The organism is Photobacterium sanctipauli, from assembly GCF_003026495.1.
Classification (GTDB): Bacteria; Pseudomonadota; Gammaproteobacteria; order Enterobacterales; family Vibrionaceae; genus Photobacterium; species Photobacterium sanctipauli.
Map to the genome: position 1 here is coordinate 37,826 of NZ_PYMA01000008.1, position 25,012 is coordinate 62,837.

Annotated in this window: 20 protein-coding genes; 7 read left to right on the plus strand and 13 right to left on the minus strand. The window is 50.7% G+C overall.

Translation table 11 applies throughout. The annotated features are described in order from the left end of the window. Nucleotides 1–11 precede the first annotated feature (11 nt). The 4 genes from C9I98_RS26855 to yjjX all read left to right on the plus strand — a co-directional run bounded on the left by C9I98_RS26855 (nt 12) and on the right by yjjX (nt 4,527). Nucleotides 12–1,256 carry a DUF2075 domain-containing protein gene (locus tag C9I98_RS26855; protein WP_275451432.1) on the plus strand — a complete coding sequence of 415 codons (1,245 nt, stop codon included), beginning with the start codon at nt 12–14 and terminating at the stop codon, nt 1,254–1,256. 345 nt (nt 1,257–1,601) lie between these two features. Continuing rightward, nucleotides 1,602–2,708 carry a M20/M25/M40 family metallo-hydrolase gene (locus tag C9I98_RS13790; RefSeq protein ID WP_036822212.1) on the plus strand — a complete coding sequence of 369 codons (1,107 nt, stop codon included), beginning with the start codon at nt 1,602–1,604 and terminating at the stop codon, nt 2,706–2,708. A 528-nt stretch (nt 2,709–3,236) separates the two neighbouring features. Then, nucleotides 3,237–3,875: a helix-turn-helix domain-containing protein gene (locus C9I98_RS13795; RefSeq protein ID WP_036827632.1), complete on the plus strand. Its 639-nt coding sequence runs from the start codon at nt 3,237–3,239 to the stop codon at nt 3,873–3,875. 118 nt (nt 3,876–3,993) lie between these two features. Further along, nucleotides 3,994–4,527: an inosine/xanthosine triphosphatase gene (gene yjjX / locus C9I98_RS13800; RefSeq protein WP_107272102.1), complete on the plus strand. Its 534-nt coding sequence runs from the start codon at nt 3,994–3,996 to the stop codon at nt 4,525–4,527. A gap of 362 nt (nt 4,528–4,889) precedes the next feature. Here the strand turns inward: yjjX and trpR are convergent, their stop codons facing one another. Both trpR and sltY read right to left on the minus strand, forming a co-directional pair. Further along, nucleotides 4,890–5,207 carry a trp operon repressor gene (gene trpR / locus C9I98_RS13805; RefSeq protein ID WP_036820909.1) on the minus strand — a complete coding sequence of 106 codons (318 nt, stop codon included), beginning with the start codon at nt 5,205–5,207 and terminating at the stop codon, nt 4,890–4,892. Nucleotides 5,208–5,291: 84 nt separating this feature from the next. Further along, nucleotides 5,292–7,226 carry a murein transglycosylase gene (sltY, locus tag C9I98_RS13810; RefSeq protein WP_036820912.1) on the minus strand — a complete coding sequence of 645 codons (1,935 nt, stop codon included), beginning with the start codon at nt 7,224–7,226 and terminating at the stop codon, nt 5,292–5,294. A 302-nt stretch (nt 7,227–7,528) separates the two neighbouring features. Here sltY and ettA point away from each other — a divergent pair, with 302 nt between their 5' ends. Beyond that, the gene (gene ettA, locus C9I98_RS13815; protein ID WP_036820914.1) at nt 7,529–9,196 is read left to right on the plus strand and encodes an energy-dependent translational throttle protein EttA; all 1,668 of its coding nucleotides are present in this window, start codon (nt 7,529–7,531) and stop codon (nt 9,194–9,196) included. A 132-nt stretch (nt 9,197–9,328) separates the two neighbouring features. On the opposite strand, the gene radA is transcribed toward ettA, so the two are convergent. Further along, on the minus strand, nt 9,329–10,717 hold the full coding sequence (gene radA / locus C9I98_RS13820) for a DNA repair protein RadA (RefSeq protein ID WP_036820917.1): 1,389 nt from the start codon (nt 10,715–10,717) through the stop codon (nt 9,329–9,331). 146 nt (nt 10,718–10,863) lie between these two features. On the opposite strand from radA, the gene C9I98_RS13825 reads away from it, so the two are divergent. After that, complete coding sequence (locus C9I98_RS13825) at nt 10,864–13,218, plus strand: PilZ domain-containing protein (protein WP_036820920.1); 2,355 nt, start codon at nt 10,864–10,866, stop codon at nt 13,216–13,218. A 91-nt stretch (nt 13,219–13,309) separates the two neighbouring features. Here the strand turns inward: C9I98_RS13825 and serB are convergent, their stop codons facing one another. Then, entirely contained in the window at nt 13,310–14,275 is a 966-nt protein-coding gene (serB, locus tag C9I98_RS13830) for a phosphoserine phosphatase (RefSeq protein WP_107272103.1), read from the minus strand. Between the two features lie 88 nt (nt 14,276–14,363). Here serB and C9I98_RS13835 point away from each other — a divergent pair, with 88 nt between their 5' ends. Continuing rightward, a complete protein-coding gene (locus C9I98_RS13835; protein WP_245907162.1) occupies nt 14,364–14,975 on the plus strand; it encodes a YtjB family periplasmic protein in 612 nt (203 codons plus the stop codon). 156 nt (nt 14,976–15,131) lie between these two features. Here C9I98_RS13835 and deoD read toward each other — a convergent pair whose 3' ends face one another. From deoD to glgX, 9 genes are all read right to left on the minus strand, one after another. Continuing rightward, on the minus strand, nt 15,132–15,857 hold the full coding sequence (gene deoD / locus C9I98_RS13840) for a purine-nucleoside phosphorylase (RefSeq protein ID WP_036831281.1): 726 nt from the start codon (nt 15,855–15,857) through the stop codon (nt 15,132–15,134). Between the two features lie 168 nt (nt 15,858–16,025). Continuing rightward, a complete protein-coding gene (locus C9I98_RS13845; RefSeq protein WP_036831290.1) occupies nt 16,026–17,246 on the minus strand; it encodes a phosphopentomutase in 1,221 nt (406 codons plus the stop codon). Nucleotides 17,247–17,256: 10 nt separating this feature from the next. Next, nucleotides 17,257–18,588, minus strand: a complete 1,332-nt coding sequence (gene deoA, locus C9I98_RS13850; protein WP_036831293.1) for a thymidine phosphorylase — start codon at nt 18,586–18,588, stop codon at nt 17,257–17,259. A gap of 212 nt (nt 18,589–18,800) precedes the next feature. Then, entirely contained in the window at nt 18,801–19,574 is a 774-nt protein-coding gene (deoC, locus tag C9I98_RS13855) for a deoxyribose-phosphate aldolase (RefSeq protein WP_036831297.1), read from the minus strand. A gap of 430 nt (nt 19,575–20,004) precedes the next feature. Next, on the minus strand, nt 20,005–20,175 hold the full coding sequence (locus C9I98_RS13860; RefSeq protein ID WP_036831299.1) for a XapX domain-containing protein: 171 nt from the start codon (nt 20,173–20,175) through the stop codon (nt 20,005–20,007). 271 nt (nt 20,176–20,446) lie between these two features. Further along, entirely contained in the window at nt 20,447–21,697 is a 1,251-nt protein-coding gene (locus C9I98_RS13865) for a NupC/NupG family nucleoside CNT transporter (protein WP_036831307.1), read from the minus strand. A gap of 214 nt (nt 21,698–21,911) precedes the next feature. Beyond that, entirely contained in the window at nt 21,912–22,706 is a 795-nt protein-coding gene (locus tag C9I98_RS13870) for a TatD family hydrolase (RefSeq protein ID WP_173424725.1), read from the minus strand. Continuing rightward, nucleotides 22,693–22,875, minus strand: coding sequence for a hypothetical protein (locus C9I98_RS13875; protein WP_036831311.1), 183 nt, complete (start codon nt 22,873–22,875; stop codon nt 22,693–22,695). The genes C9I98_RS13870 and C9I98_RS13875 overlap by 14 nt, the downstream gene beginning before the upstream one ends. A gap of 3 nt (nt 22,876–22,878) precedes the next feature. Next, nucleotides 22,879–24,966 (minus strand): glycogen debranching protein GlgX, encoded by a 2,088-nt coding sequence (gene glgX / locus C9I98_RS13880; RefSeq protein WP_170111219.1) that lies wholly within the window; start codon nt 24,964–24,966, stop codon nt 22,879–22,881. Nucleotides 24,967–25,012: the final 46 nt, after the last annotated feature.

The window sequence follows — 25,012 nt, forward strand, 5'->3', positions numbered from 1 at the left end:
AGCAAAAGCTGATTTGTTTTGTCACAGGGGTGCCAGGAGCTGGTAAGACGCTTGTTGGCCTTAACATTGCCAATACGCACTCTAATCCAGATGATAATGAGTACTCAGTATTTTTAAGTGGCAATGGTCCACTGGTGACAGTATTGCAAGAAGCTCTCGCCATCGATAAGGCAAATCGCACGGGTATAACGAAAGCAGCAGCCCGACGCGAAACCTCACAATTCATTCAAAACATTCATCGTTTTAGGGATGATGCTTTAGGCGGCGATCTCCCTCCAGAGAAGGTAGCCATTTTTGATGAAGCACAGCGAGCATGGGATTCAGAACAAGCTTCTCGATTCATGCAGAAAAAACGGAATCAACCGGATTTTAATAAGTCAGAGCCTGAGTTTCTTATTGAAGTAATGGATCATCATGAAGACTGGGCTGTCATTATAGCCTTGATTGGTGGAGGCCAAGAAATCAACACGGGTGAAGCAGGTCTTACTGGCTGGCTATCTGCACTCAATGAGCACTTTCCTCACTGGCAAGTCTATTGCTCAGAGCAGTTACTTCAAGGCGAGTATATTTCAGATAACATGACCACGGAAAGCTTGAGTCATGTACATAAATTACCGAGCTTACACCTCGCCACCTCAATGCGATCTTTTAGGGCAGAAAAGCTATCTAGTTTTGTCCATTATGTGATAGCAGGTGATCCAGCGAAAGCATCGCAACTATCCGTTGATTTACATCAGCAATACCCGTTGCTTATTACTCGGGACTTAGCCAAAGCGAAGCAATGGGTTAAAAACCAAGCAAGAGCAACAGAAAGCGCAGGGTTGCTAGCTTCTTCTAACGGTATTCGCTTAAAAGCTGAAGGGATCTTTGTAAAAAACAAGTTTGACCCAACATCTTGGTTTTTAAGCCCACACAATGACATCCGCTCTTGCCACTTTCTTGAGGATGTAGCAACGGAGTTTGATGTTCAAGGCCTCGAACTAGATTGGTGCCTAGTCGGTTGGGATGCGGATTATCGCCATAACGGTAAACACTTCGAACACTGGCGATTTAAAGGCACCCGCTGGGAGCAAAGAAAAAAAGAAGATGATCGCAAATTCCTTGAAAATGCATACCGCGTGCTACTCACTAGAGCTCGCCAAGGTATGATTATTTTTATTCCTGAAGGCGATGACAACGACATAACAAGACCGAAAGACTTCTACAGCCATACTTACCAATATCTACAAGCGTGTGGCTTTAAAGTTCTAGACTAAAGCAATACTCAAAAGAGGCTAGCCAATAGCCTCTTAAAATTTTAGCCCGCCAAAAGTTGATGGATATAACTCATTGTTTCTCATAAACAAAACCTTACACCGTTGAGTTAAGCCATTAAATATCAATCACTTAAAACAAGCACTGCAAGATCAGGCGAATTTCTTATCGGGCGATTAAACTCTTTCAAACACGTCGCCAACCCGTCTCGAACAATTTACCAACAAGTCAGAATTAAACACTTAACATTTGAATTATTACAGTGATTAACACCACGAAACTGGTCGAAGATCAAAGACGAAATCATAATTTGACATAAGATGTCCCCAATAATTGGAGGTGCTTTAATGGCAAATATCAATCAGGACCGTCTGGTCCAACACTTTATTGATCTTGTGAAGATCGACAGCGAATCACGTAACGAGAAAGCAATTGCTGAAACGCTAGCAGAGCAGCTAAGCGAGATTGGTTTCGCGGTACAGAAACTACCGGTTCCTGCTGAGATCTCAAATGGCTTCAATATCTATGCCAAACTAGAAGGCAAGCTTGAAGGTACAATCCTACTTAGCTGCCACATGGATACAGTTACTCCGGGTAACGGTATCGAGCCAATTATTGAAGATGGCATCATCCGCTCTAAAGGCGACACAATTCTAGGTGGTGACGACAAGTCTGGTATCGCAGCTATCATGGAAGCGGTACGTTGCATCAAGGCTGACGGTCGTGATCACCAAACTATCGAACTAGCATTCACCGTGTACGAAGAAGGCGGCCTTCACGGCTCTCAGAACTTCGACATGAGCAAGGTTGAATCGCTAACGGGTATCGTATTCGATTCTGGTGGCCCAATCGGCACCATCATCACAACGGCACCAGGTCAGCAGAACCTGAAAGTAAACATCACAGGTAAGCCTGCGCACGCTGGCCTTGCTCCGGAAGAAGGCATCAACGCCCTAACGGTAGCTGCTGATGCAATCACTAACATGAAGCTGTCTCGCATCGACGAAGAAACGACAGCGAACATCGGTGTGGTTAAAGGTGGTCAGGCAACAAACATCGTTATGCCTGAGCTATACATCGAAGCGGAAGCGCGCTCTCTGGATGACGACAAGCTACAAGCACAAGTTGATCACATGATCAGCACGTTTGAAGCAGCGGCTGAGAAGCACGGCGCAGAAATCAACATTGCATCTAAACGTGCTTACAACGCTTACCGCATTGCTGACGAAGACTCGCACGTAGCGAAAATCAAGGCTGCATTCGAAGTTAACGGCATCGAGCCGATGACCAAGCCAACTGGCGGTGGTAGCGACGCTAACATCTTCAACAGCAAAGGTCTGAAAACAGTGAACCTATCTACTGGTATGGCGAAAGTACACACCACTGAAGAGTTCATCAAAATCGAGGACATGGCAGAGATTACAGAATTCCTGTACACCTACCTAACTCGCTAAGATCATCACGGCGGATATACCTTATCCGCCGTATTCCTCTCTTATCCCGCCAAGGAATACCACCTTAATTGTTGATAAACCAAGACGATAAACCCGTCTTTCCCTCGGCTTCACCTTATCCATCCCCACCTATTTTAATGCTCAAAACCGCCGCAACCCTGTCAAAAAAACGTCACCCTGCCGTCATTATTCGACAAAACAGACAGAAACAAACAAAACCAATAAAATTCAATTATTTAAAATTATTTTGATTGTTTTTTATACCCGTCTTACTGAAGCGCCCGCTCTTCCTTACCCAACAAAAAGTGATCTTGCTCCAACCATCAAATATGCGCAAAATCTTTTTTCACCAGGTAAATTTTGTCCCTTTTTTTACCCATCTTGTTAATTAGGGATATTCCTTTAACGAAACCAATCGCATTTTCTATACCTACCCGCTGCCTTTAATACTGTTATCAGTAAAATCATTTATGACTTTTAAGAATGCGTTTTGCGTTCAACACGATTTAAAGCAGGAAGCTAGTGACTATGGAATATTTAGATAGAATTAAGCGATTAGCTAAAATTCAGGGGATCAGCCAGAAGCAGCTCGGCGAAGCCCTCGATTTACAGCAAGGTACAATGAGCCGGAAGTTATCGGGCAAATACGGTATCGAAGTTCGTGAGCTTGAAAAAATTGCCGAAGCACTAAGTACCTCAATCAGCTACTTGCTAACAGGGCAAGTTGATACCGGTACACAAGCAACGACAACCATCAACAATGAGTCAGCGCAAGGTACCACCAGCACCTATATCCCAATCATCCATCGCAAAGACTTTTTGTCATACAGCAGCGGTGCCACGGTCGATGTGGTAAGCAAGCGTGCAATCCCGAGCAACCTAGCTCGCGAAGAGTGCCTTGGGTTGTTGATTGATAATGAAAATATTGCCCAGTGCGCGCCTGTTGGAAGCTATGCCTTGGCCACCCGTGAAGCAACCTACCGCCCAAAACAGCCGGTATTTGCCTCGGTACGCGGCAGTGAGCCTGATTTCTACCATATGACCCAACTGGCCGATGGCGTGGTATTTTCGACCTCGCAGCCTGACTTCCCTAACTTGTTCGTCAGTAACGGGGAGTTTCAGATCCACGGTTACATTATCCAATCAGATTGGGCATTCGACCGTTAATTTCTGCGACAGCCTGTCTACCTCCCTCTCCCTACGAGGGAGCACCAAGCCCAATGGCGGCGTGACAATACGTCGCCATTCAGTACAATAATCGGCATTCAAACAACGGATGTCTGCCATGCCAACGATTATTGTTGCTTCAACCAATCCAGCCAAAATTTCAGCGGTAGAGTCCGCTTTTCAACAAGCTTTTCCTGAGCAAGCTTTTTCTATTGAAGGGATCAGCGTTGCCAGCGAAGTGCGCGACCAGCCAATGTGTGCAGATGAAACCTTGCGAGGTGCCCGCAACCGGGTGAAGAACGCCCGCCAAGTGGTGACTGATGCTGATTTCTATGTCGGGTTAGAGGCAGGTATCGACGGTAATTTTACTTTTGCGTGGATGGTTATCGAAAGCGGCGAACAGCGCGGAGAAGCCCGCTCGGCATCCTTGCCGCTTCCGCCACAGGCGCTGAACAAGCTGCATCAGGGTGAGGAGCTGGGCGACGTGATGGACGAGATGTTCAACCAAACCAATATAAAGCAGAAAGGCGGGGCAATTGCGATGCTCACCAACCACCTGCTTAGCCGCAGCTCGGTTTACCAGCAGGCACTGATCCTGGCGCTGATCCCATTTATCAACCCGGGACTATTCCAAGATTCGGCGGCAAAGTAATCGATTATTAAAAGCACCTCCCCTTTTCAAGGGGAGCCTACTCATGTAGATATAATGCTGGGAGGGGTTAAACCACCAATCCTCACCGCAAACGTTCAGCAATAAGGATCCAACCCCATCTAACTTCCCCTTATTTCAACAACCTCGATCTCATGACTCATGGCGTCCAAGGGGAAGGACTTGTTCGGAGCTAGCTGATACTCAACCACCAATCCCCACCGCAAGCACCCAACAATAGGGATCCAACCCCATCTAACTTCCCCTTGTTTCAACAACCTCGATCTCATGACTCATGGCGCCCAAGGGGAAGAACTTGTTCTGAGCTTGCTGTTATTACCGCACACTACTAAGAGGGATAGTTGCTAGCCTTTCGGGCGCTGTTGCTCCAGCAAGTTGGCCAACCACGCCTTGGTTTCATCATCATGATGCTTTAGCTCATTCGAGCCGCGGGTAATGGTCGCCACACCCACGCCCAATAGTTCGCTGATCTTACGCTGGCTGCGCTCACCATTTAGCAATTCATGCAGAATATTGACGCGGGAAAGCAATACAGTGCGCTCGTCAGGCGTTAGCAACAACCTTAGCATGGTGTCGTCTTTCTCTTCACTGGCCGCCTGGCGCAAAATATCAACAACCTGTTGCCACTCAGAAAATTCCGGCGTTTCTTGGATATTCGACATGTCATCCTCATCATGATGTACTCGTTCTCGAGTACTGATTCTATCTGTTTCCGAACGGCTAACCTAGTACCGATTTCATAATTTCTAATACTTGGTTGCCAACTCGTTAGGCTGCAATAGCGGAATATCCGTATCCGTCAGGCCACCGTAGTAGACCTCGAACATCAAAATATTCTGCACATAGCCCCGAGTTTCGGTAAACGGAATCGCTTCAATGAAAGCATACACGTCCAACTTACCATCGGTTTCCTTGCGCCAACGTACCACCCGCGACGGGCCGGCATTATAGGCGGCAAAGGCAAAAATCCGGTTGTTGTCATAGCGCTCCAGCATCATTTTCAAATAGCCGCTACCCAAGCGGATATTCACCCCCGGATCAAACAAGCTGTTCTTGCCGGCATAGTTGCGCCCGAGCTTTTGCGCGGTTTCCTTGGCCGTTGCCGGCATTAGCTGCATCAATCCCCTTGCCCCGACCGGAGAGACGGCTTCAACGTTCATGGCACTCTCTTGCCTTGCCAAAGACATCATGGTGATGGTCGACAGCTCACGCTTTTTGCTAAAGAAATCAAACCACCATTTATGGGCGATCGGGAAGCGAAGCTCCAGATGATCCCACAACTTGCCGGCGATGGTTGCCTGCACAGCCAAGTGGTGCCACTTATTGGCAGCGGCATAGGCAGCCAGCAAGGCGATTTGCTCGCCATCCAGTCCACGCAACAAGTAATGCCACTCACGGTTGGCATCCAGCAGCTTGTCCTGGGCGATCAGCTCTTTGATCCGTGCCAATGTGGTGTCGTATTCCTTCACCTTGGCGACATCAAACTGCACGGTTTTGACCGGGTACTCGATGGGCTCGTCCAATACCGTGGCCGCTGCCACGCTATAAAAATCACGCTGGCCAAGAATAGAGCGATAGCCTTGCTCTGCCTGCTCATCGTTGCCCGCGTATTCCGCTAGCCTTGCTTGCCAAAATACCCAACGATTACTTTGCTTGGCATCATCCGGCAACGCAGCGATCCACTTACCGACGTCATCCCAGTCAGCCTCCCTGATCGCCATTCGGATCCTGCGCTCAATCAAGCGGTTACTGGTGCTGGTCGCAATGTGCTTATCGCGCCATTGCTGCAATTTTTCATCATCGGTAGAAAATAATCGACCAGCCACATAGTCAGCCAATGATTGGCGCTTTTCTTTGCTAAAGTGCTGGCCATCCATGGTGCGCTGATATTGCTTCACCGCTTCTCGCACATCACTGCGGGCCTGCTTCTTATAGGCCAGTTCGGTTAGGTTTTGGTTGAAGGGGGTCACCTTGCTGCGCTTGGCATAACTGGCCACGCCCTCTGGCTTATCAAAAAGCGATAATATGGCTTTGCCGCGATCCCGGCCCCCGCCTTTGCTAATTTGCTTGTTAAGGTAGTTCAGGCGACTACGGTTCCCCTCGGCATACACCAGCAACATGCGTTCGAGCACCAGCACATTGGTGCGCTTGCCTGCCTTCTGCCAGCTTGCCAACAAAGGATCGCAAGCATCACTGATCGATTTTCCCGTTAGCCAAAGGGATTGCGCCCCCTGCCAAGCCACGTCCTTATTGCCGAGCTGGCTTTGGGCATAGTAGTAATGGCAACGCAACAGCTCGCTGCGCGGCGGCATCGGTTGGACATCAACGAAATTCTGCCAGCGGTTGGAGTCCGCAAGGTGGATCAGGTATCGGTCGTTGATGGTATTGCTAAAAGGCAGGCGCTTATGTTCCTCAACAAAGGCTTCCACCTCTGCCGGAGTTTTGGTCGATAGGTCGCGAGAAAAACGACGATAGTCGAGGTAAGGCACTAGCGGGTAATCATCCAGTTTACCGCGCAGTTGTTGGTAGGCATCCAAATCGCCCTCTTCCAGCGATACTTGGGCTTGCTCGTACCATTCACGTTGCTGCTCAAGCGTGGCGGCACCCACTGAAGATACCAGCCCCCCGGCAACAACCAACAACAGGCCTGATAGTAATTTACGGCTTAGACTGACGCTCACATCACCATCCTATTCTTTGTTCATCCATGTCGAATTAGGCCATACGTTTCTTTGCTTATCCTTGCTATGTCAGTTATTGCATACTACCTAGTACCTAACAAGCGTCTAACAATAAGATTGGAAACAGGTCAAACCATCACGCTGGCGATATCTTGTCACCGATACTGATGACAAAGTGACCAAGGCCTAAATCCAGACGGGTATTTATTCAGCTTACGCACTAATTATGAACATTGCTGTTAAACTTATGTCCAGAACAGGTAAAATACCCCTTTCCATTAGTCTAGAGATCGCAAACGGATATGGCTGAATACGTCTATACCATGTCGCGCGTGGGTAAAATCGTCCCACCTAAGCGTCAAATTCTTAAAGATATTTCATTAAGCTTCTTCCCTGGTGCCAAAATCGGTGTCCTAGGTTTGAACGGTGCAGGTAAATCGACCCTGCTACGCATCATGGCAGGCATCGACACCGACATCGAAGGTGAAGCTCGCCCACAACCAGGCCTTAAAGTCGGTTACCTACCACAGGAGCCGGTACTGGACGAAGAGAAATCAGTCCGTGAAGTGGTTGAAGAATCAGTGGCTGACGTTAAAAATGCGCTGACTCGCCTTGACGCTGTTTACGCCGCTTACGCAGAACCAGATGCAGATTTCGATGCGCTAGCCAAAGAGCAGGGTGAACTTGAAGCCCTGATCGAAACCAAAGACGGCCACAACCTAGACATGCAGCTAGAGCGTGCCGCTGACGCACTTCGCCTACCTGAGTGGGATGCGAAAATCAAACACCTATCGGGTGGTGAGCGTCGCCGTGTTGCTATCTGTCGTCTACTACTCGACAAGCCAGACATGCTGCTGCTTGACGAACCGACTAACCACCTTGACGCAGAATCTGTTGCTTGGCTTGAGCACTTCCTGGTTGACTACAGCGGTACTGTTGTGGCGATTACCCACGACCGTTACTTCCTAGACAACGCTGCAGGTTGGATCCTAGAACTTGACCGTGGTGAAGGTATTCCATGGGAAGGTAACTACACCTCTTGGCTTGAGCAGAAAGACGCACGTCTGAAGCAAGAAGCATCCCAAGAGAAAGCTCGCCAGAAGACCATCGAGAAAGAACTTGAGTGGGTTCGCCAGAATCCTAAGGGTCGTCAGGCTAAATCTAAAGCCCGTATGGCGCGCTTTGAAGAGCTAAACACCAGCGACCACCAGAAGCGTAACGAAACCAACGAACTGTTCATCCCGCCGGGTGAGCGCTTGGGTGACAAGGTTATCGAAGTGAAGAACCTAACCAAGTCGTTTGGTGATCGCGTACTTATCGATGACCTATCGTTCAGCATGCCTAAGGGTGCAATCGTGGGTATCATCGGTGCCAACGGTGCGGGTAAGTCAACCCTATTCAAGATGCTAAGCGGCACAGAGCAGCCTGACTCAGGTACGGTTGAACTTGGCGAAACAGTCAGCCTGGCTTCTGTTGACCAGTTCCGCGACAGCATGAACGACGACAACACGGTTTACCAAGAGATCTCCGAAGGTGCCGACATCATCAAGATCAACAACTTTGAAATCCAAGCGCGTGCTTACTGCTCACGCTTCAACTTCAAAGGCAGCGATCAGCAGAAGCGCATCGGCGAACTATCGGGTGGTGAACGCAACCGTGTTCACCTAGCGAAGCTACTGAAAGCGGGCGGCAACGTATTGCTACTCGATGAACCGACCAACGACCTTGACGTTGAAACGCTACGTGCCCTTGAAGAAGCACTGCTTGAGTTCCCTGGCTGTGCCATGGTTATCTCGCACGACCGTTGGTTCCTAGACCGTATCGCCACTCACATCATCGACTACCGTGACGAAGGCCAGGTTAACTTCTTCGAAGGTAACTACACCGAGTACACCGACTGGTTGAAGAAAACGCTGGGTGCACAGGCGGCTGAGCCACACCGCATCAAGTACAAGCGCATCGCTAAGTAATTTGGGTTATCACCCCAATGACTTAAACGCGATAGACACAAAGGGCTGCATCATGCAGCCCTTTTTCATAGCTTGTCTTGTCATGGCTTTATCTTTTCATTGCTTTGACCCGCCCGCCATCAAGTGGACGCGTTACATCGCCACCCGCTCAAAGGCCGTTAGCGCCTCTTGCAGATCTTCCACCGCAATTATTTCGATGCCATTGACCTGGCGGCTCGCATTCGCCTTAGGCACTATTGCCCGGGTGAAGCCTTGCTTGGCAGCCTCGCGGATACGCTCGACACCATTGGCCGCCGGGCGGATATCGGCATTCAAGCCAATTTCACCAAATACCAACACATCCTGCGGGATCGGCGCATTCTTGAAGCTGGAGAAAATGGCCAGCAACACCGCCAAGTCAGCCGAGGTCTCTTCCACCTTGATACCGCCAACACAGTTAACGAAAATATCCATGTCAGACAGCATCACCCCGCCATGGCGAGCCAATACCGCAATAGACATTGCCAAGCGGTTACCGTCGTAGCCGACGGTCAAGCGGCGCGGGTTCTCGGTCACCGAGTTATTACAAAGGGCCTGTACTTCCACCAGCAACGGGCGTGTTCCTTCCCATAGCGTGGTACACACCGAGCCAGCATGGTTTTTGTCTGAGCGGCTTAGAAAGATAGCTGATGGGTTCTTGACCTGCTTCATACCCGCTTCGGTCATGGCAAAGAAGCACGACTCGGAATCGGCACCAAAACGGTTCTTTGAGGTACGCAATACCCTGAACTTCTCGTCGGCCGTCGACGATAGGGCAAACAAGCCATCGACGATATGGATCAGCTGCATCGGACCCGCCACGTTCGAGTCTTTATTGATGTGGCCAACAATCATGAAGGTGACGCCTTCGGTCTTGGCGAATCGGGTCAGCGCGGCTGCCGACTCTTTTACCTGGCTCGGGCTCCCCGCAGCCGAATCGTTATGGGCAACCGTCATGGTTTGGATGGAGTCGATGATCACGAACTCGGCCTTTTGCGACCGAATGTGCTCAATGATTTGCTCGACCGAGGTTTCGGCAACCACATTGATGTTATCAAGGTTCTGGGTACCCAAGCGCTTGGCGCGCTGCGAGATCTGGTGGATCGATTCCTCACCCGACACATACAACGACGCCTTGGTGCCCGCGACCGAACCGATGCTTTGCAGCAACAAGGTGGACTTACCCGCCCCCGGATCGCCACATAACAGCAATACCGAGCCCGGCACAATACCGCCGCCCAGTACCCTATCCAACTCAGAAATGCCCGAGCCAAAACGAGGGAGATCTTTGCTCTCGACCTCTGATAGCTTCTGCACCTTGGTGGCAGCACCGGCATAGCTGCTGGCCCCCGCCGCACTTGCCGCTCCTACCGCCGCACGGGTTTTCGGTACGGTAAACTCAGTTATGGTATTCCACGCCGCACAGGCGCTACATTGTCCTTGCCAGCGAGGAAAGTCGGCACCGCAATCGCTACATACGTATGCCCGCTTGGTTTTGGCCATTTGTCACCTTGATTATAAGCAAAATTGTCTGTTTCCCAGCAGGGATAGCATTTTGGGTAAAAATTGCCACCTCTTCAGGTTACATGCTCAAGTTTTTACTGCAAAATGCAGATAATAAACTACGGACTCACTATATAAAAAGAACTATGTTGCTCGACGCCCATAAAGGATTACTCGAAAAGCTGATCCCTGTCTACGATAGCGAAGACTTTGAAGACGTCTTCCAGATGATGACAGACGGTGAAGATGGCCCGACCAAGCTGAAGATAAAAATGGAGTTGCACCGGATCATGGCGCCCTGTCGCCAAATCGTCGATCTGCGCGGCAAGGTAAAGGGGGAATGCCGCCCCTACGAGCTTGACGGCCTGACCCACTGGCTAGACGATGTGGCCATCAACACTTACCACAAGCGGATCAAGGTATTCGGGGGCAAGTTCCGACTCGGGCTATACGAAGCCTTGATGAATACCCGCAATAACTTTCGCGTCCTGCACCAGCAACAGAAGTTGAGCCCGCAGCAAGAAGCACCCATCGAGCAACGCGATACCCAGTTCGATGCCCCTGTGATCCGCTTTGGTCATTACCTCACCCGGGGGGAAAACCGACTGCAGCTGGCCACGTCGGTCAACCTGGAGCTGCCATTCAACCAAACGGTCAACGGCATCACATCGGATATTTCCTATTCCGGCGCCAAGTTCAAGGTACCGGCCGCGTTCAAATACAACCTCGGGATGTCTATCACCGCCCGCTTTCCCAAACTCGCCGAAGTGCTCAACGAGCCAAGGCTAAACCAAGGGATCGACTACCGTATCCTTGGCATTGACGAAAGCAAAGAGAACGACAGCTTCAAGTGGCTACGCCTGAAAATCACCAGCGACAATACCCTGATCAAATGGGCCATTGAGCAAAGCCTCTGGGCCACGCGCCATCGGACCCGCAAGAACCACGAAGACAAGGTCATCAAAACCCGAACCAAGGGCTATGAGCACTGCTTCCTCAAGCACAGCGCATCCATGCCGCTGTTCTTTGCCGGCTCAACCCTGAAGTACTGCTTGCTCACCCAGCACAACAAGCACTTGTGGGATGACTGGCACGACGAGCGCAACCAACCGGTCATCAACCACTTGCTGTCAGAAGACCGCATGGCAAGCCTTGGCAAAGCCGGGCTTAAACAGTGCAGCACGCTGCTTTACAGCTTCCGCCACGACCACGACGGCAAATCGTATTTCTACTCGGCGGCCCTGCCGGAAATGACCATCGAGCAGCGTCATTTATTCTGGCATATCGGTGCCCCGCGCAGCAGCTGGCGGGTGAGCCGACTGACAGTCCAGCCTATCGAGCAAGAAGATATCGAGCGATTAAAAGAGATCGCACCGGAAATGGTCGAGCAAATGGGATCCCTGACCCATATCGGCTTGCTGCAAGACTTAACCAATAGCAAGGCCAATCAAGATTACCGCTTGGCCGTTAAACCACAGCTCACGGGCAAGGCACTGCAAGCATTCCGCCACCAGCGCAACCCCATTGCCAAAGCCAAAGCGGTCTACTTCGATCCGAAACCACAACGCTGCGAAGCCCGCTTCCTGCTAGATACCGAGGTGATCTTCCACCACCCAAGCCATGCGGCAGTTAAAGGCAAAACAGTCGACTTCTCGGCGCGGGGATTGAACCTCCAGCTTGATACCCCGCTGCCCGCTTGCCGAGACGATGAGGTCACCGTGTCGTTCCCGCAATTGGAAAGGCTCGATAAAAAGACCGTCTTGGGTAGCATCCCTTATAAGGTGATCCGCGTTAGCCCGGATCACCTCAATATCCAGCTTACCACCGGCAGCGGTGCCCAAGCCGCGCAAGGGGAGCACTTCCTGCGCAAGCTGATCCAGCACAATGAAAACAAGCTGGTCATGACCGAAGAAAAACTGCCAACCGGCGAACTGCTGATGGCCATGCACCAAATGCTGCTGAGCCGACTGAACAGCGTGCCGTACTTTGGGGAAAAGGTGGATCATAAAGTTAGGGTGAAAGCGATTGGCTGCAACTTCCCGCTCCCCCCGATTGCCAGATTGCTAAACCAAGTCGGCGGGGAAGATCGCTTCTCGGTGGAGCCGCTGTTTAAAAACCGCGTGAAGCAAATGCTGGCTGAAACCATGCGACCGGTAGAAGTCCGCCAGCCCTATATCCATGAACTGTACCTCTGGGTGCAAAGAAAAGGCGATAGCATCAGCCATATCGAAAGTAAGCTGATCAACGACTTCAATAGCATCGATGAGCGCATCAATTTCATCAAGGGGGCAAAGAAGCACGGTGAGTTTATGGCCATTCGCGTTACGGCCGTGCCTGTACTCAGCCCGATGACCGCCTTGATTGGCAAAGAGCTCGGTGAACTCGCCCGCATGACGCTGCACCGGGCAAGGGCGCTAGAAGAAGAGCTTAGCTCGCTTATCGGCTGCGGTGAGCTGCATGATATTACCGACGAGGTCTTGGTGAGGCTGGAAATCAAATAGTCCCGCTAGGCTATGGGCTGACTGGCCTTGGTACGGCTTTGGCTTAGCCACTGCTACCCCGCGGGGTAGCAGTGCTTGAATTAGGATTGCGTTACCAACCCAGACGTTGCGGCAATAGCGAGGCCGACAGCAAGCAAACCACCGCGCCAAGATCGGCGTAGCGCACCGCGACCGGCGCCTGCTCCTCGACCTTAGGCTTGGCATGGTAGGCAACCCCCAAACCCGCCGCATTGATCATCACCAGATCATTGGCACCGTCACCCACGGCAATGGTGTTGTGCGGGGCGATGTCATATTGCTGGGCAAGTTCACGCAAAATCTCTGCCTTGGCATTGGCATCAACCACATCTCCCAGCACTTTTCCGGTTAGCTTGCCGTCAATGATTTCAAGGGTGTTCGAGCGGGCATCAACCAGTTCAAGCTCTTGCTTTAGGTAGTCGGAGAAGTAGGTAAACCCGCCAGAAGCTATCGCTGCCTTCCAGCCATAATGATGCAAGGTGGCAACCAACTCGCGTAGCTCCGGCATCATCGGCAAGGTTTTGCGTACCGATTCAAGAATGGCTTCATCCGCGCCAGCCAGGGTGCCAACACGCTGGCGCAAGCTCTGCTCGAAATCCAGCTCGCCTTGCATCGCCCGCTCGGTCACTTCCGCCACCTGCTCGCCGACACCGGCCAACTTGGCGATTTCATCGATGCACTCGATCTGGATCGCCGTCGAGTCCATGTCCATCACCACCAAGCCGGGTTCAGAGAGATCCGGCAGTTCGCGGATATCGGCAATATCCAGCTGGTAGTGGGTGACACACTGCTCTAGCAACAACGAATACGGGTTAGCAACCAATAGGCAATCGTAGTTCCCCACCTTCCAGACGGCAGTGATCACCAAATTATCTTCAAGGGCATATTCGATACCGGCCACCGTTGCAACGGTGATCGAGCGACCGTAGATCAGCGTGGTGGACTGGCTCCGCTGGTGGTTGGTGGCACTGACAACCTCGGGATAACGGTTTAATAGTGAAGTGTGTTTCCTGATTTTAAGCACAATCTTTACTTCCATGTTAGAGTAATGCCTTAAAACTACCCTATTGCAAAATCATAGGGCAAGCCTCAATATGCATTTTGGACCTTAAAGCTAGCCTGAAATCATGAAACTAAAGAAAACACGCTTTCAACGACTGTGGCAATTTACGGTACTCGTAAGTTGTTTTGCTGCGATCATTGCCATGCTTGAGTACGGTTCAGACATTACCCAGCGCAACTACCGCGCCCTCAGCGAGCAAACCCAGCAGCTTTCACGCCTAGTGGTACGCCAAGCCGCCGATACCGCCGCGATGGATTTGGTGGACAAGAAGCAAGACAACCTACAACTACTGGTTCAGCGCCTCTCTGCCGAGCCATTGATCTTGGATGCCAGCATCTACGATGTCGAGGGGGTCACCCTTGCCAAAACCGAAGAAGCGATGCCGCTCGAGCAAGTCACCGGGCTGTCTACCCCGCTATCGGTTGCCAGCATCGGTCGCCAGCAGCTTATCGAGCCTATCCAGTCCGAAGGACAAGTGGTCGGCTTCCTGCGTATTACCCTTGAGCACGGCAAAGTCGTCAGAGACATCACCAACGACGTCGATTACATGACGAATGTCATTCGCGGGCTGGTCATTGCCGCCTTGGGCGTTGGCTTCCTGCTGGCCTTCACCTTCGGCCGCCGCAAAGACATTTGGCACTTTCCGTTTTTGCTAACCGCAAACTCGAAAGATTAACCGCCATAGGTTGGCAACTGGTAATCAATAGTCAGTATCGAGAAGCGGCCGTATAACGGCCGCATTAAAAAAGGGCTTGCCGCATGGCAAGCCCTTTTAGCTTTAGCTTTAGCTTTCGGAAGCTATCGGTTTTATCTCAAACCGAGTGACGCAATCTTACGCTTCTTCTGCATCGCCTAGCAGTACAGATTCCAGTGCGATTTCCATCATGTCGTTGAACGTTAGCTGACGCTCTTCAGATGTTGTCGCTTCGCCACGTAGGATGTGGTCTGAAACCGTACAGATAGTCAGTGCCTTAGCACCAAACTCAGCCGCTAGGCCGTAGATACCTGCCGCTTCCATTTCAACACCCACGATGCCGTACTTCTTCATGGTCTTGAAGAATTCGAAATCTGGGCTGTAGAACAGATCAGCAGAGAAGATGTTGCCGACTTTAACGTCAACGCCTTTCGCTTTTGCCGCGTCAACCGCGTTCTGCACCATGCCGAAGTCAGCAAGGGCTGCAAAGTCGTGATCGTTGAAACGAATACGGTTTACTTTAGAGTCGGTCGATGCACCCATACCGATAACCACATCGCGTAGGTTTACATCGTCACGTACCGCACCACAGCTACCAACACGGATAATTTTCTTCACACCGTAGTCTTTGATCAGCTCTGTTGCGTAGATTGAACACGAAGGAATACCCATACCGTGGCCCATTACAGAGATCTTACGACCTTTGTAAGTACCGGTGTAACCGAACATGTTACGTACGTTGCACACTTCTTTTGCGTCATCTAGGAAAGTTTCAGCAATGTATTTAGCACGTAGTGGATCACCTGGCATCAGTACTACGTCTGCAAAGTCACCCATTTCAGCATTAATGTGAGGAGTCGCCATCGTTATTTCCTTTCTGTCATCCGTTGGTTGTCTTGCAATACCAACTCAATGTAAACGAGTCTTTCAAATACTGTTTCGATCTAGGACAAATATAGACCGAAACCGCATGAATATTTAAAAACGGCAGGCGCAATGCGAACCTGCCATTTGGAGTTATCTATTTTTTGGTTATAGGAATGACTTACCGTATTCCATATCAGACGTACCGAAGTACTCTGCCAAGCTCTGACCAATGTCAGCGAACGTGTCGCGACGGCCTAGTGAGCCGGCTTTGATCTTAGGGCCTGTTACCAACACTGGGATGTGCTCACGCGTATGGTCGGTACCTTCCCACGTTGGATCACAACCGTGGTCGGCAGTTAGGATCAATACATCGTCTTCTTCAAGCAACTCAATAACTTCTGGCAAACGCTTATCGAAGTACTCCAGTGCCGCGGCGTAGCCTGCTACATCACGGCGGTGGCCGTATGCTGAATCAAAATCAACGAAGTTAGTGAAAACAATGCTGTTATCGCCTGCTGCTTTGATCTGCTCTAGCGTTGCTTCGAACAGGGCAGGAATCCCTGTTGCTTTTACCTTTTGGGTAATACCGCAGCCCGCGTAGATGTCTGAAATCTTACCGATAGAGATCACTTCACCGTTTTTCTCATCCACCAGCTTTTGCAGAACCGTTGCTGCTGGCGGCTCAACCGATAGGTCGCGACGGTTACCGGTACGGACAAACTCGCCCTTACCAGGGCCGGTGAACGGACGCGCGATAACACGGCCGATGTTGTAGTCTTCCAGCTCTTCACGCGCGATTTGGCATAGCTCAAGCAAGCGGTCTAGGCCGAATGTTTCTTCGTGGCAAGCGATCTGGAATACCGAGTCGGCAGAGGTATAGAAAATCGGCATGCCGGTCTTCATGTGCTCTTCGCCAAGATCGTCCAGCACCTGCGTACCAGAAGCGTGGCAGTTACCCAGGAAACCAGGTAGGTTGGCGCGCTCAAGAATGCGGTCCGTCAGTTCTTTCGGGAAGCTGTTGGTGTGGTCAGTAAAGTAACCCCAGTCGAACAGTACCGGTACACCGGCAATTTCCCAGTGGCCAGACGGTGTGTCTTTACCTGAAGAAAGCTCGGCTGCGTGGGCGTAGGCACCGGTAATGTCAGCATTGGCATCAAGGCCTTCAGGGAAGTAGCCAGAAGACTCTTCGCACGCCTTGCCCAAACCCAGCTTGTTGAGGTTTGGAAGGTGTAGCTTACCGCTACGCTCGCCGTTATCCGCTTCACCACGGGCACAAGCTTTGGCGATATGGCCAAGGGTGTTTGAACCTACATCACCGAACTTGTCAGCATCGGCTGTCGCGCCAATACCAAATGAATCAAGAACTAGAATAATAGAACGTTTCATTGTAACTCCATTAAACATCTTCAGGGCGAACACGACGGTAAACTTCAGGCGTCGGCTCTGGCTTTTCGTTTGAAACTGTAATTGCAGCACGTACTGCCTTCGCGGCTTCTTCCCACTGCGCTTCGTTGCGCGCGTGGATCACAGCCAGCGGCTTGTCCGCATTGGCTTCTTCGCCTAGGCGGATCATATCGCTCAGGCCGACAGCGTAGTCGATGGTGTCAGATGCCACACGGCGACCACCGCCCATGCCCACAACAGCCATACCCAGTGCGCGGGTATCCATTGCCGATGCGTAACCCGTTGCTTCAGCGTAAACAGGTTTCACCAATTCGGCCTTTTCTAGGTAGTTGTCGTAGTTGGTCATGAAGTCAGCTGGGCCACCTAGGCCTGCCACCATCTTACCGAAACACTCAGCCGCCTTGCCGTTGTCCAGTGCCGCCTGCAGCTTATCGCGTGCTTGCTCGATATCTGTTGCTAAACCACTGTTTACCAACATTTCTGCACACAATGCCATGGTCACTTCGAATAAGCGAGGATTGCGGTATTCACCGGTTAGGAATTGCACGGCTTCGCGAACTTCGAGTGCATTACCCGCAGTTGACGCCAACACTTGGTTCATGTCGGTCAGTAATGCCGTGGTCTTGGTGCCAGCACCGTTTGCCACCGCCACGATAGATTTCGCCAGCTCTTCCGATGCCTCGTAAGTCGGCATGAATGCGCCCGAGCCTACCTTCACGTCCATCACTAGCGAGCCAAGGCCAGCAGCCAGTTTCTTCGATAGGATTGACGCGGTAATTAGCGAGATGTTATCAACCGTCGCGGTCACGTCGCGAGTCGCGTAAACACGCTTGTCAGCCGGTGCAAGATCGCCAGTCTGGCCGATGATTGCCACACCTGCGTCTTTGGTCACTTGACCGAATACGTCGTTGCTTGGGGTAATGTTGTAGCCCGGGATAGACTCCAACTTATCCAGCGTACCACCGGTGTGGCCAAGGCCACGACCAGAAATCATAGGGACATAACCGCCACATGCCGCCACCATTGGGCCAAGCATCAGTGATGTCACGTCACCCACACCGCCAGTTGAGTGCTTGTCGACAATCGGGCCGTCGAAGTTCATGTGGCTCCAATCGATAACCATACCCGAGTCACGCATTGCACAAGTCAGTGCCACACGCTCGTCCATGGTCATGTCGTTGAAGTAGATCGCCATCGCAAATGCGGCGATCTGGCCTTCAGAAACGGTGTCTTTGGCGATGCCCTGAATGAAGAAGTTAATTTCGTCAGCAGTTAGCTCAATGTTGTCACGTTTTTTACGGATGATTTCTTGTGGTAAATACATGGTATTCCCCAGTAAATTCTAGTGTAGGGTCATGACTGTTTACTTAGCGGTGAGCGACGTTGTCGCAAGCTGTTTTGTCGCGCAAAATCTGATTCTCGGGTGCGGGGCAACCGCCCGGTAAGCTGCGTATTGCAGTCAGGCAAGAACCAAACAGTAAAGAGTCACAGGTAATTAAAAATAAGGCGGCCAAAAGGCCACCTTAATGGAAAGAATTAGTAGCCGCCTTCAGCTGCTTTTTCGCCTTCGCCAAGCGTGTGAAGAAGGTTAGCCAGTAGGCTTGAAGCACCGAAGCGGTAGTGCATGTTGTCAGCCCACTCAGCACCTAGGATGCGGTCAGCCATATCTAGGTATTGCTGCGCGTCTTCAGCAGTACGAACGCCGCCAGCTGGCTTGAAGCCAACAGTCTTAGCTACGTCCATGTCTTTGATCACGTTCAGCATGATCTCAGCGTACTCAGGTGTAGCGTTAACTGGCACTTTACCCGTTGAGGTCTTGATGAAGTCAGCACCCGCTTTGATTGATAGCTCAGAGGCTTTCTTAATTAGCGCTTCAGTTTTTAGCTCACCTGTTTCAATGATCACTTTAAGCAGGATATCGCCACACGCTTCTTTACACTGCTTAACTAGCTCGAAGCCAACTTCTTCGTTGCCAGCCATTAGTGCGCGGTATGGGAATACTACGTCTACTTCGTCTGCACCGTAGGCAACCGCTGCTTTTGTTTCAGCGACTGCGATTTCGATGTCGTCGTTACCGTGCGGGAAGTTAGTAACGGTTGCAATGCGAACTTCTGGTGTACCCTGCTCACGCAGTTGCTTCTTAGCAACAGGGATAAAACGTGGGTAGATACATACTGCTGCTGTGTTACCTACAGCTGTTTTTGCGTTCTTACATAGCTCGATCACTTTTGCATCAGTGTCGTCTTCGTTAAGAGTTGTAAGATCCATTAGTTGAAGTGCACGAAGTGCAGCAGCTTTTAAATCGCTCATGACTATCTCCAGTCCAGTTAGTTTCTACCAAGCTTTATAGAACTGTTCCATACGCTTGACGGCAATCTTGTGCGCCACCGCCAAACGGCCCGCCTACGCGAACAGTTGTAATACCCAATGGGTATAACGGACTTGATTCCTTGAAGACTCAGGTAAACAATGCGAGATCATTAACCTGATTGATTTCCTTTTCACCGCTTGGGAAAGCCATCATAACTTTCCCAGCCGTTATGCTTTTCCAACCTGCCTAGCGATAGGTAACACCATGATGGTGTGGTTGAAATAGCGTTAATCAGTTTGTGATGGTGCGGTCCTATAATACCAAGCCGGACTACCCGCCACCACGAAAGATACGTTTCCCACTGTGGACAATGTGTTTACGCTAAGAAAAACATTCAAGGCCACTCGGCATACCTTTTCGCATGCTCAATCAAGTGAAAAACCGCTCAACTATCCACTGGTAAGCAATACCGCCAGCGTACACACCAACGATGCCCATCACGCCCGATAACACCGGCGGCGCAGGAATAGGGAGCTTAATGGCTGAAAACAACACACCGACCATAAAGCCAGCGACTAATGCCAATATGACTTCACTCATAATCATTCTCTCATAGGGCTATTGCACAAGAGAAAGTGTAGTCGGCCTAGCGCGATACGTTGTTTTAATCACTGTGGTTATGCTAGCAGACCTAAGGGGCAGAAATTGGAGCGCAATCGATTTTATGGCACAAATTAGGACTTTAACGCCAAGTGTTTACCATATGTGTTGAAGGGTGGCGTGCGAAGGGCTGCGAGGGGGCAAAGAGCTTTAGATACAAAAACGCCACAGCTTTGCTGTGGCGTTTTTTAGTAACGGTATTCGTTGCTAATTAAAGTGCTAGCGTTAGGAAGAAGCCAGCAATTGTTGCAGCCATCAGGTTAGATAGAGTACCTGCAGCTACCGCTTTCATACCCATACGAGCAATGTCGTGACGACGGCTTGGTGCAAGGCTACCAAGGCCACCTAGTAGGATAGCAATCGAAGATAGGTTTGCGAAACCACATAGTGCGAATGAGATGATCGCTTTGGTCTTCTCAGACATAACTACTGGTGCAGCGTCACCTAGGTATGGTGCAAAGTTTAGGAATGCTACGAATTCGTTAGCAACCAGCTTCTGACCGATGAAAGAACCTGCAAGTACAGCTTCGCTCCATGGCACACCGATGATCCATGCTAGAGGTGAGAACACGTAACCAAGGATAAGCTCAAGCGTAAGCTCTGGCATACCGAACCAACCGCCAACGCCACCAAGGATGCCGTTAAGTAGTGCGATTAGACCAATGAATGCTAGTAGCATCGCACCAACGTTTAGTGCTAGCTGCATACCAGACGCCGCACCGCCAGCTGCCGCATCGATAACGTTCGCAGGCTTGTCGTCAGCGTCAGCGAACTCGCTCACGTTGTCTTCGTCAACTTTTTCAGTTTCAGGACGGATGATTTTAGCAAATAGAAGACCACCTGGTGCCGCCATGAAAGAAGCAGCGATCAGGTACTCTAGAGGAACGCCAAGACCAGCGAAGCCAGCCATTACACCACCAGCGATAGAAGCTAGACCACCACACATTACCGCAAATAGCTCAGACTGAGTCATCTTAGCGATGAAAGGGCGAACAACAAGAGGTGCCTCAGTTTGACCCACGAAGATGTTTGCTGTTGCAGACATTGATTCCGCACGTGATGTACCCAGAACCTTCTGTAGTGCACCACCAAGAATCTTGATTACGACCTGCATGATACCTAGGTGGTAAAGTACAGAGATTAGTGCAGAGAAGAAAACCAGCGTTGGTAGTACCTGGAAAGCAAAGATAAAACCAATGCCTTCAACAGAGAAGTTTACAAGGTTACCGAAGATAAATTCAGTACCCTGCTTACCATAATCGATAACATTAGATACACCCTGAGAGAATGCACCTAGTGCTTGCTGGCCCCAAGGCACGTATAGAACGAATGCCCCAAGGGTAAACTGGATAGCAAAAGCGCCACCCACAGTACGTAGATTGATTGCTTTGCGATCTTCAGATAGTAGTACGGCAATAGCCAGTAGTACTACCATTCCGATCAGGCTCATAAGCAGGCTCATAGTTTATGGCTTCCTAAAAAATTTGGCGTCTCGACAATTCGGCTCATAGTTGAGTCCGGCGCATTATACTCATGCAGCGCCCGATAAAATAATGCCGGGCTCACAGTTTGCAAGGAAATAGAGTGAAAGTTCAATTTCATCTGTGAGAGCGATCACAAAAAACCAAACGATTTACGCAACCGTTTAGCGCAATCGTTTTTTTTGTGACTCAGGTTCACAAGGAAATCCGGAAAAGTTCAGCCGTTGTTAAGGTGACAACTTGTTCAATTTCCTGTTTAGATTCTGCTCTAATCGTTGCAAGCTCATGCATAATATCTACTAACCTATCCGGTCGGTTCGGCTCTCCCTGAAAGCCTGATACCGGCATATCCGGCGCATCCGTTTCCAACATCAGCGCCGTTAAGGGCAGCGCTGCTATTGTATTGCGGGTCTTATTGGCTCGGCGATATGTAATCGTTCCACCTACGCCAATTTTGATACCTAGATCAATAATTTGCTTTGCTTGCGGGAGACTGCCGCTAAACGCATGATACACCCCGCCAGCCACTGGTGGATTATGCTTCAAAACCCGCACCAACTCTGGAAATGCTTTTCGGCAATGCAGAATAATCGGTAAATTATGCTCATTGGCGAGTTCCAATTGCTGGGTTAGTAACGAAATCTGTTGATTCCGGTTAACATCCGTAATGGCAAAGTCTAGACCACATTCCCCCACAGCCACACAGCGGGAGGCATTTTTTTCTCTCAAAAGTGATTCAGCTTCCAACTCCGCTTTCAAAGCATTCATCGCCTGCCGTGAATGCTCTGCGCTGAAAAATGGATGCAAACCAAGGGCATAGTGAAGGGAATCGAACTGTTCGGCCAACTGGCGAACCAAGCGCCAATTGCGCTCGCCAACAGCGGGGATCACCAATTTGCCCACCCCGGCCTTATGCGCCAATTCAAGATAAGCCTTGGGATCATCGCAAAATGGCGCAAAGTCGAAGTGGCAATGGCTATCGATCAGCATGCTTGCTATCGCAGGTGGTACCGGATTGCTGGTGACGGTTATCCGGATGGCGTTCGTCGTCATGGTCATAACGGACCGGGGCGCAGCAACGGCGGTTCTCCGGTACAAAGCCCATTCGCTCGCACCAGCGATCGTACGCGGCTACCCACTTCTTCATTGTTGCTAGCATGCCTTACTCCTGAGTCGATTTTGCTACCATCACGATCATACTACGACCTGTGGCCAAGATGGTATCGTGAGGATAGATCGGTGCCTCATCGGGCAAATAAATATCGTAAGGCGAACTTTTCGCCGTATTCACCAACAAGTGCCATTCGCTATTGCGGCGATCCGGCAAGGTGAACTCAAGCGGATCCCAATAGGCATTACAGATCACATATAGCTCATCCTGCGTGATCGGGTGATTCACCGTCAGGGCCAGCGAGTGGGAATCCTCCGACCAATCCGGTTGATCCGGCTGCAGGCCATGCCAGCGGATCTGAACATCATCGACCACCGAGCTCAGTGAGATATGCATGTTCCAATCAATGGTAGGCTCGGCCCGGCGAATTTGGCTCAAGCCAGTGACAAACCGCAGCATATCTTGGTGCTTGTCCAGCAAGCTCCAATCAAACCAGCTGATCTCGTTGTCTTGGCAATAGGCGTTGTTATTCCCTTGCTGAGTACGGCGTACCTCATCCCCCATATTCAGCATTGGTGTCCCCAGCGACAAGAACAAGGTGGTTAGCATGTTCTTGCACTGGCGGTTACGCATCTCCTCGATTTCTTTATTGATGGTCGGCCCCTCGACACCGTAGTTGCTCGAGATGTTGTGGTTATCGCCATCATTATTGCCCTCGCCATTGGCAAGGTTATGCTTCTCGCTGTAGCTCACCAGATCATTGAGGGTAAAGCCATCGTGGGCGGTAATAAAGTTGACCGAACGGTGGGGAGAATGGTGGCGGCTGCAATAAATATCGGGCGAGCCAAGCACCCTTGAGGCAAAGCGGCTCACTGTGCCGCTGTCCCCGCGCCAGAAGGCACGAATGTCATCCCGGTATTTGCCGTTCCACTCATTCCAGCGATCGCCAATAAACGACCCCACTTGGTAAAGCCCCGCCGCATCCCATGCCTCGGCAATGATCTTGGTACTGCATAGGATAGGATCGGTGTCGATTGTCCATAGCAGCGGTGGCTCTTTCATCGGGTGCCCGTTGCTATCCCGAGCCAGCACCGATGCCAAGTCGAAGCGGAAACCATCAACATGCATCTCGGTTACCCAAAAATGCAACGCATCGATGATCATCCGCCGCAACACGCTGTGGTTGGCATTGCACGTGTTGCCACACCCGCTGTAGTTAGCGTAATTACCAGTTTCTTTATCAGTAATGTAATACGCCCCGTTCTGCAGCCCCTTAAAGCAGAACGTCGGGCCGTTTTCATCCCCTTCCGCCGTATGGTTGAATACCACATCGAGGATCACTTCAATATCGGCACGGTGCAGCTCCCGCACCAAGGTTTTAAATTCATTGATAGCAGCCAGCGGGTCATTTTCAACACTGTAGCCGGCATGCACGGCAAAGAAGTTGATCGGGCTATAGCCCCAATAATTTTGCCGCCCTTGCGGGGCATCATTGACATCAAACTGTTGTACCGGCATCAGTTCTACCGCGGTGACCCCCATTTCCTTCAAATACGGGATCTTGTCGATGATCCCGGCGAAAGTGCCCCGCTTGCCTTTATCGACGCCGGATGAAGGGTGCTTGGTAAAACCACCGACATGCATTTCATAAATCACGGTATCGTTGAGCGAATGCCTTGGCGCCATCACGTCTTGCCAATCAAAGTCGGACTGATCAACCACGATACTTTTCATGCTCGCATCCATGTTGCGCCCCGGCCCTATCGCCCGCTCGCGGCTATAGTTCCGGCCAAAGCAAATGGCTTGGCTGTATGGGTCAATCAATACTTTGTCTTTGTCAAAGCGCAAGCCTTTTTCCGGCAGCCACGGGCCATCAACCTGAAAGCCATAGACTTGGCCATGGCCGATATTGCCCACGAAAATAAACCAATAGTGGCCGCGCTTATGAATAGAGGGATTGAGCTCGAAAGAATGCTGCGGGCTCGCCGCGTCGGCGCTGGCAAACAGGTGCAAGGTCACCCGGGTCGCGTCTTTGGAGTAAAGGCTGAAGTTGACACCGTTTTGCTTTACCGATGCCCCGAGCGGGAAAGCTTCTCCCGGCCATGTGTAAACCTCATTGCCATGTGCGAGTTCCATCATCCTTGATACTCCTTATTCCATCTCTATCAAACCGGGCGCATTGGTG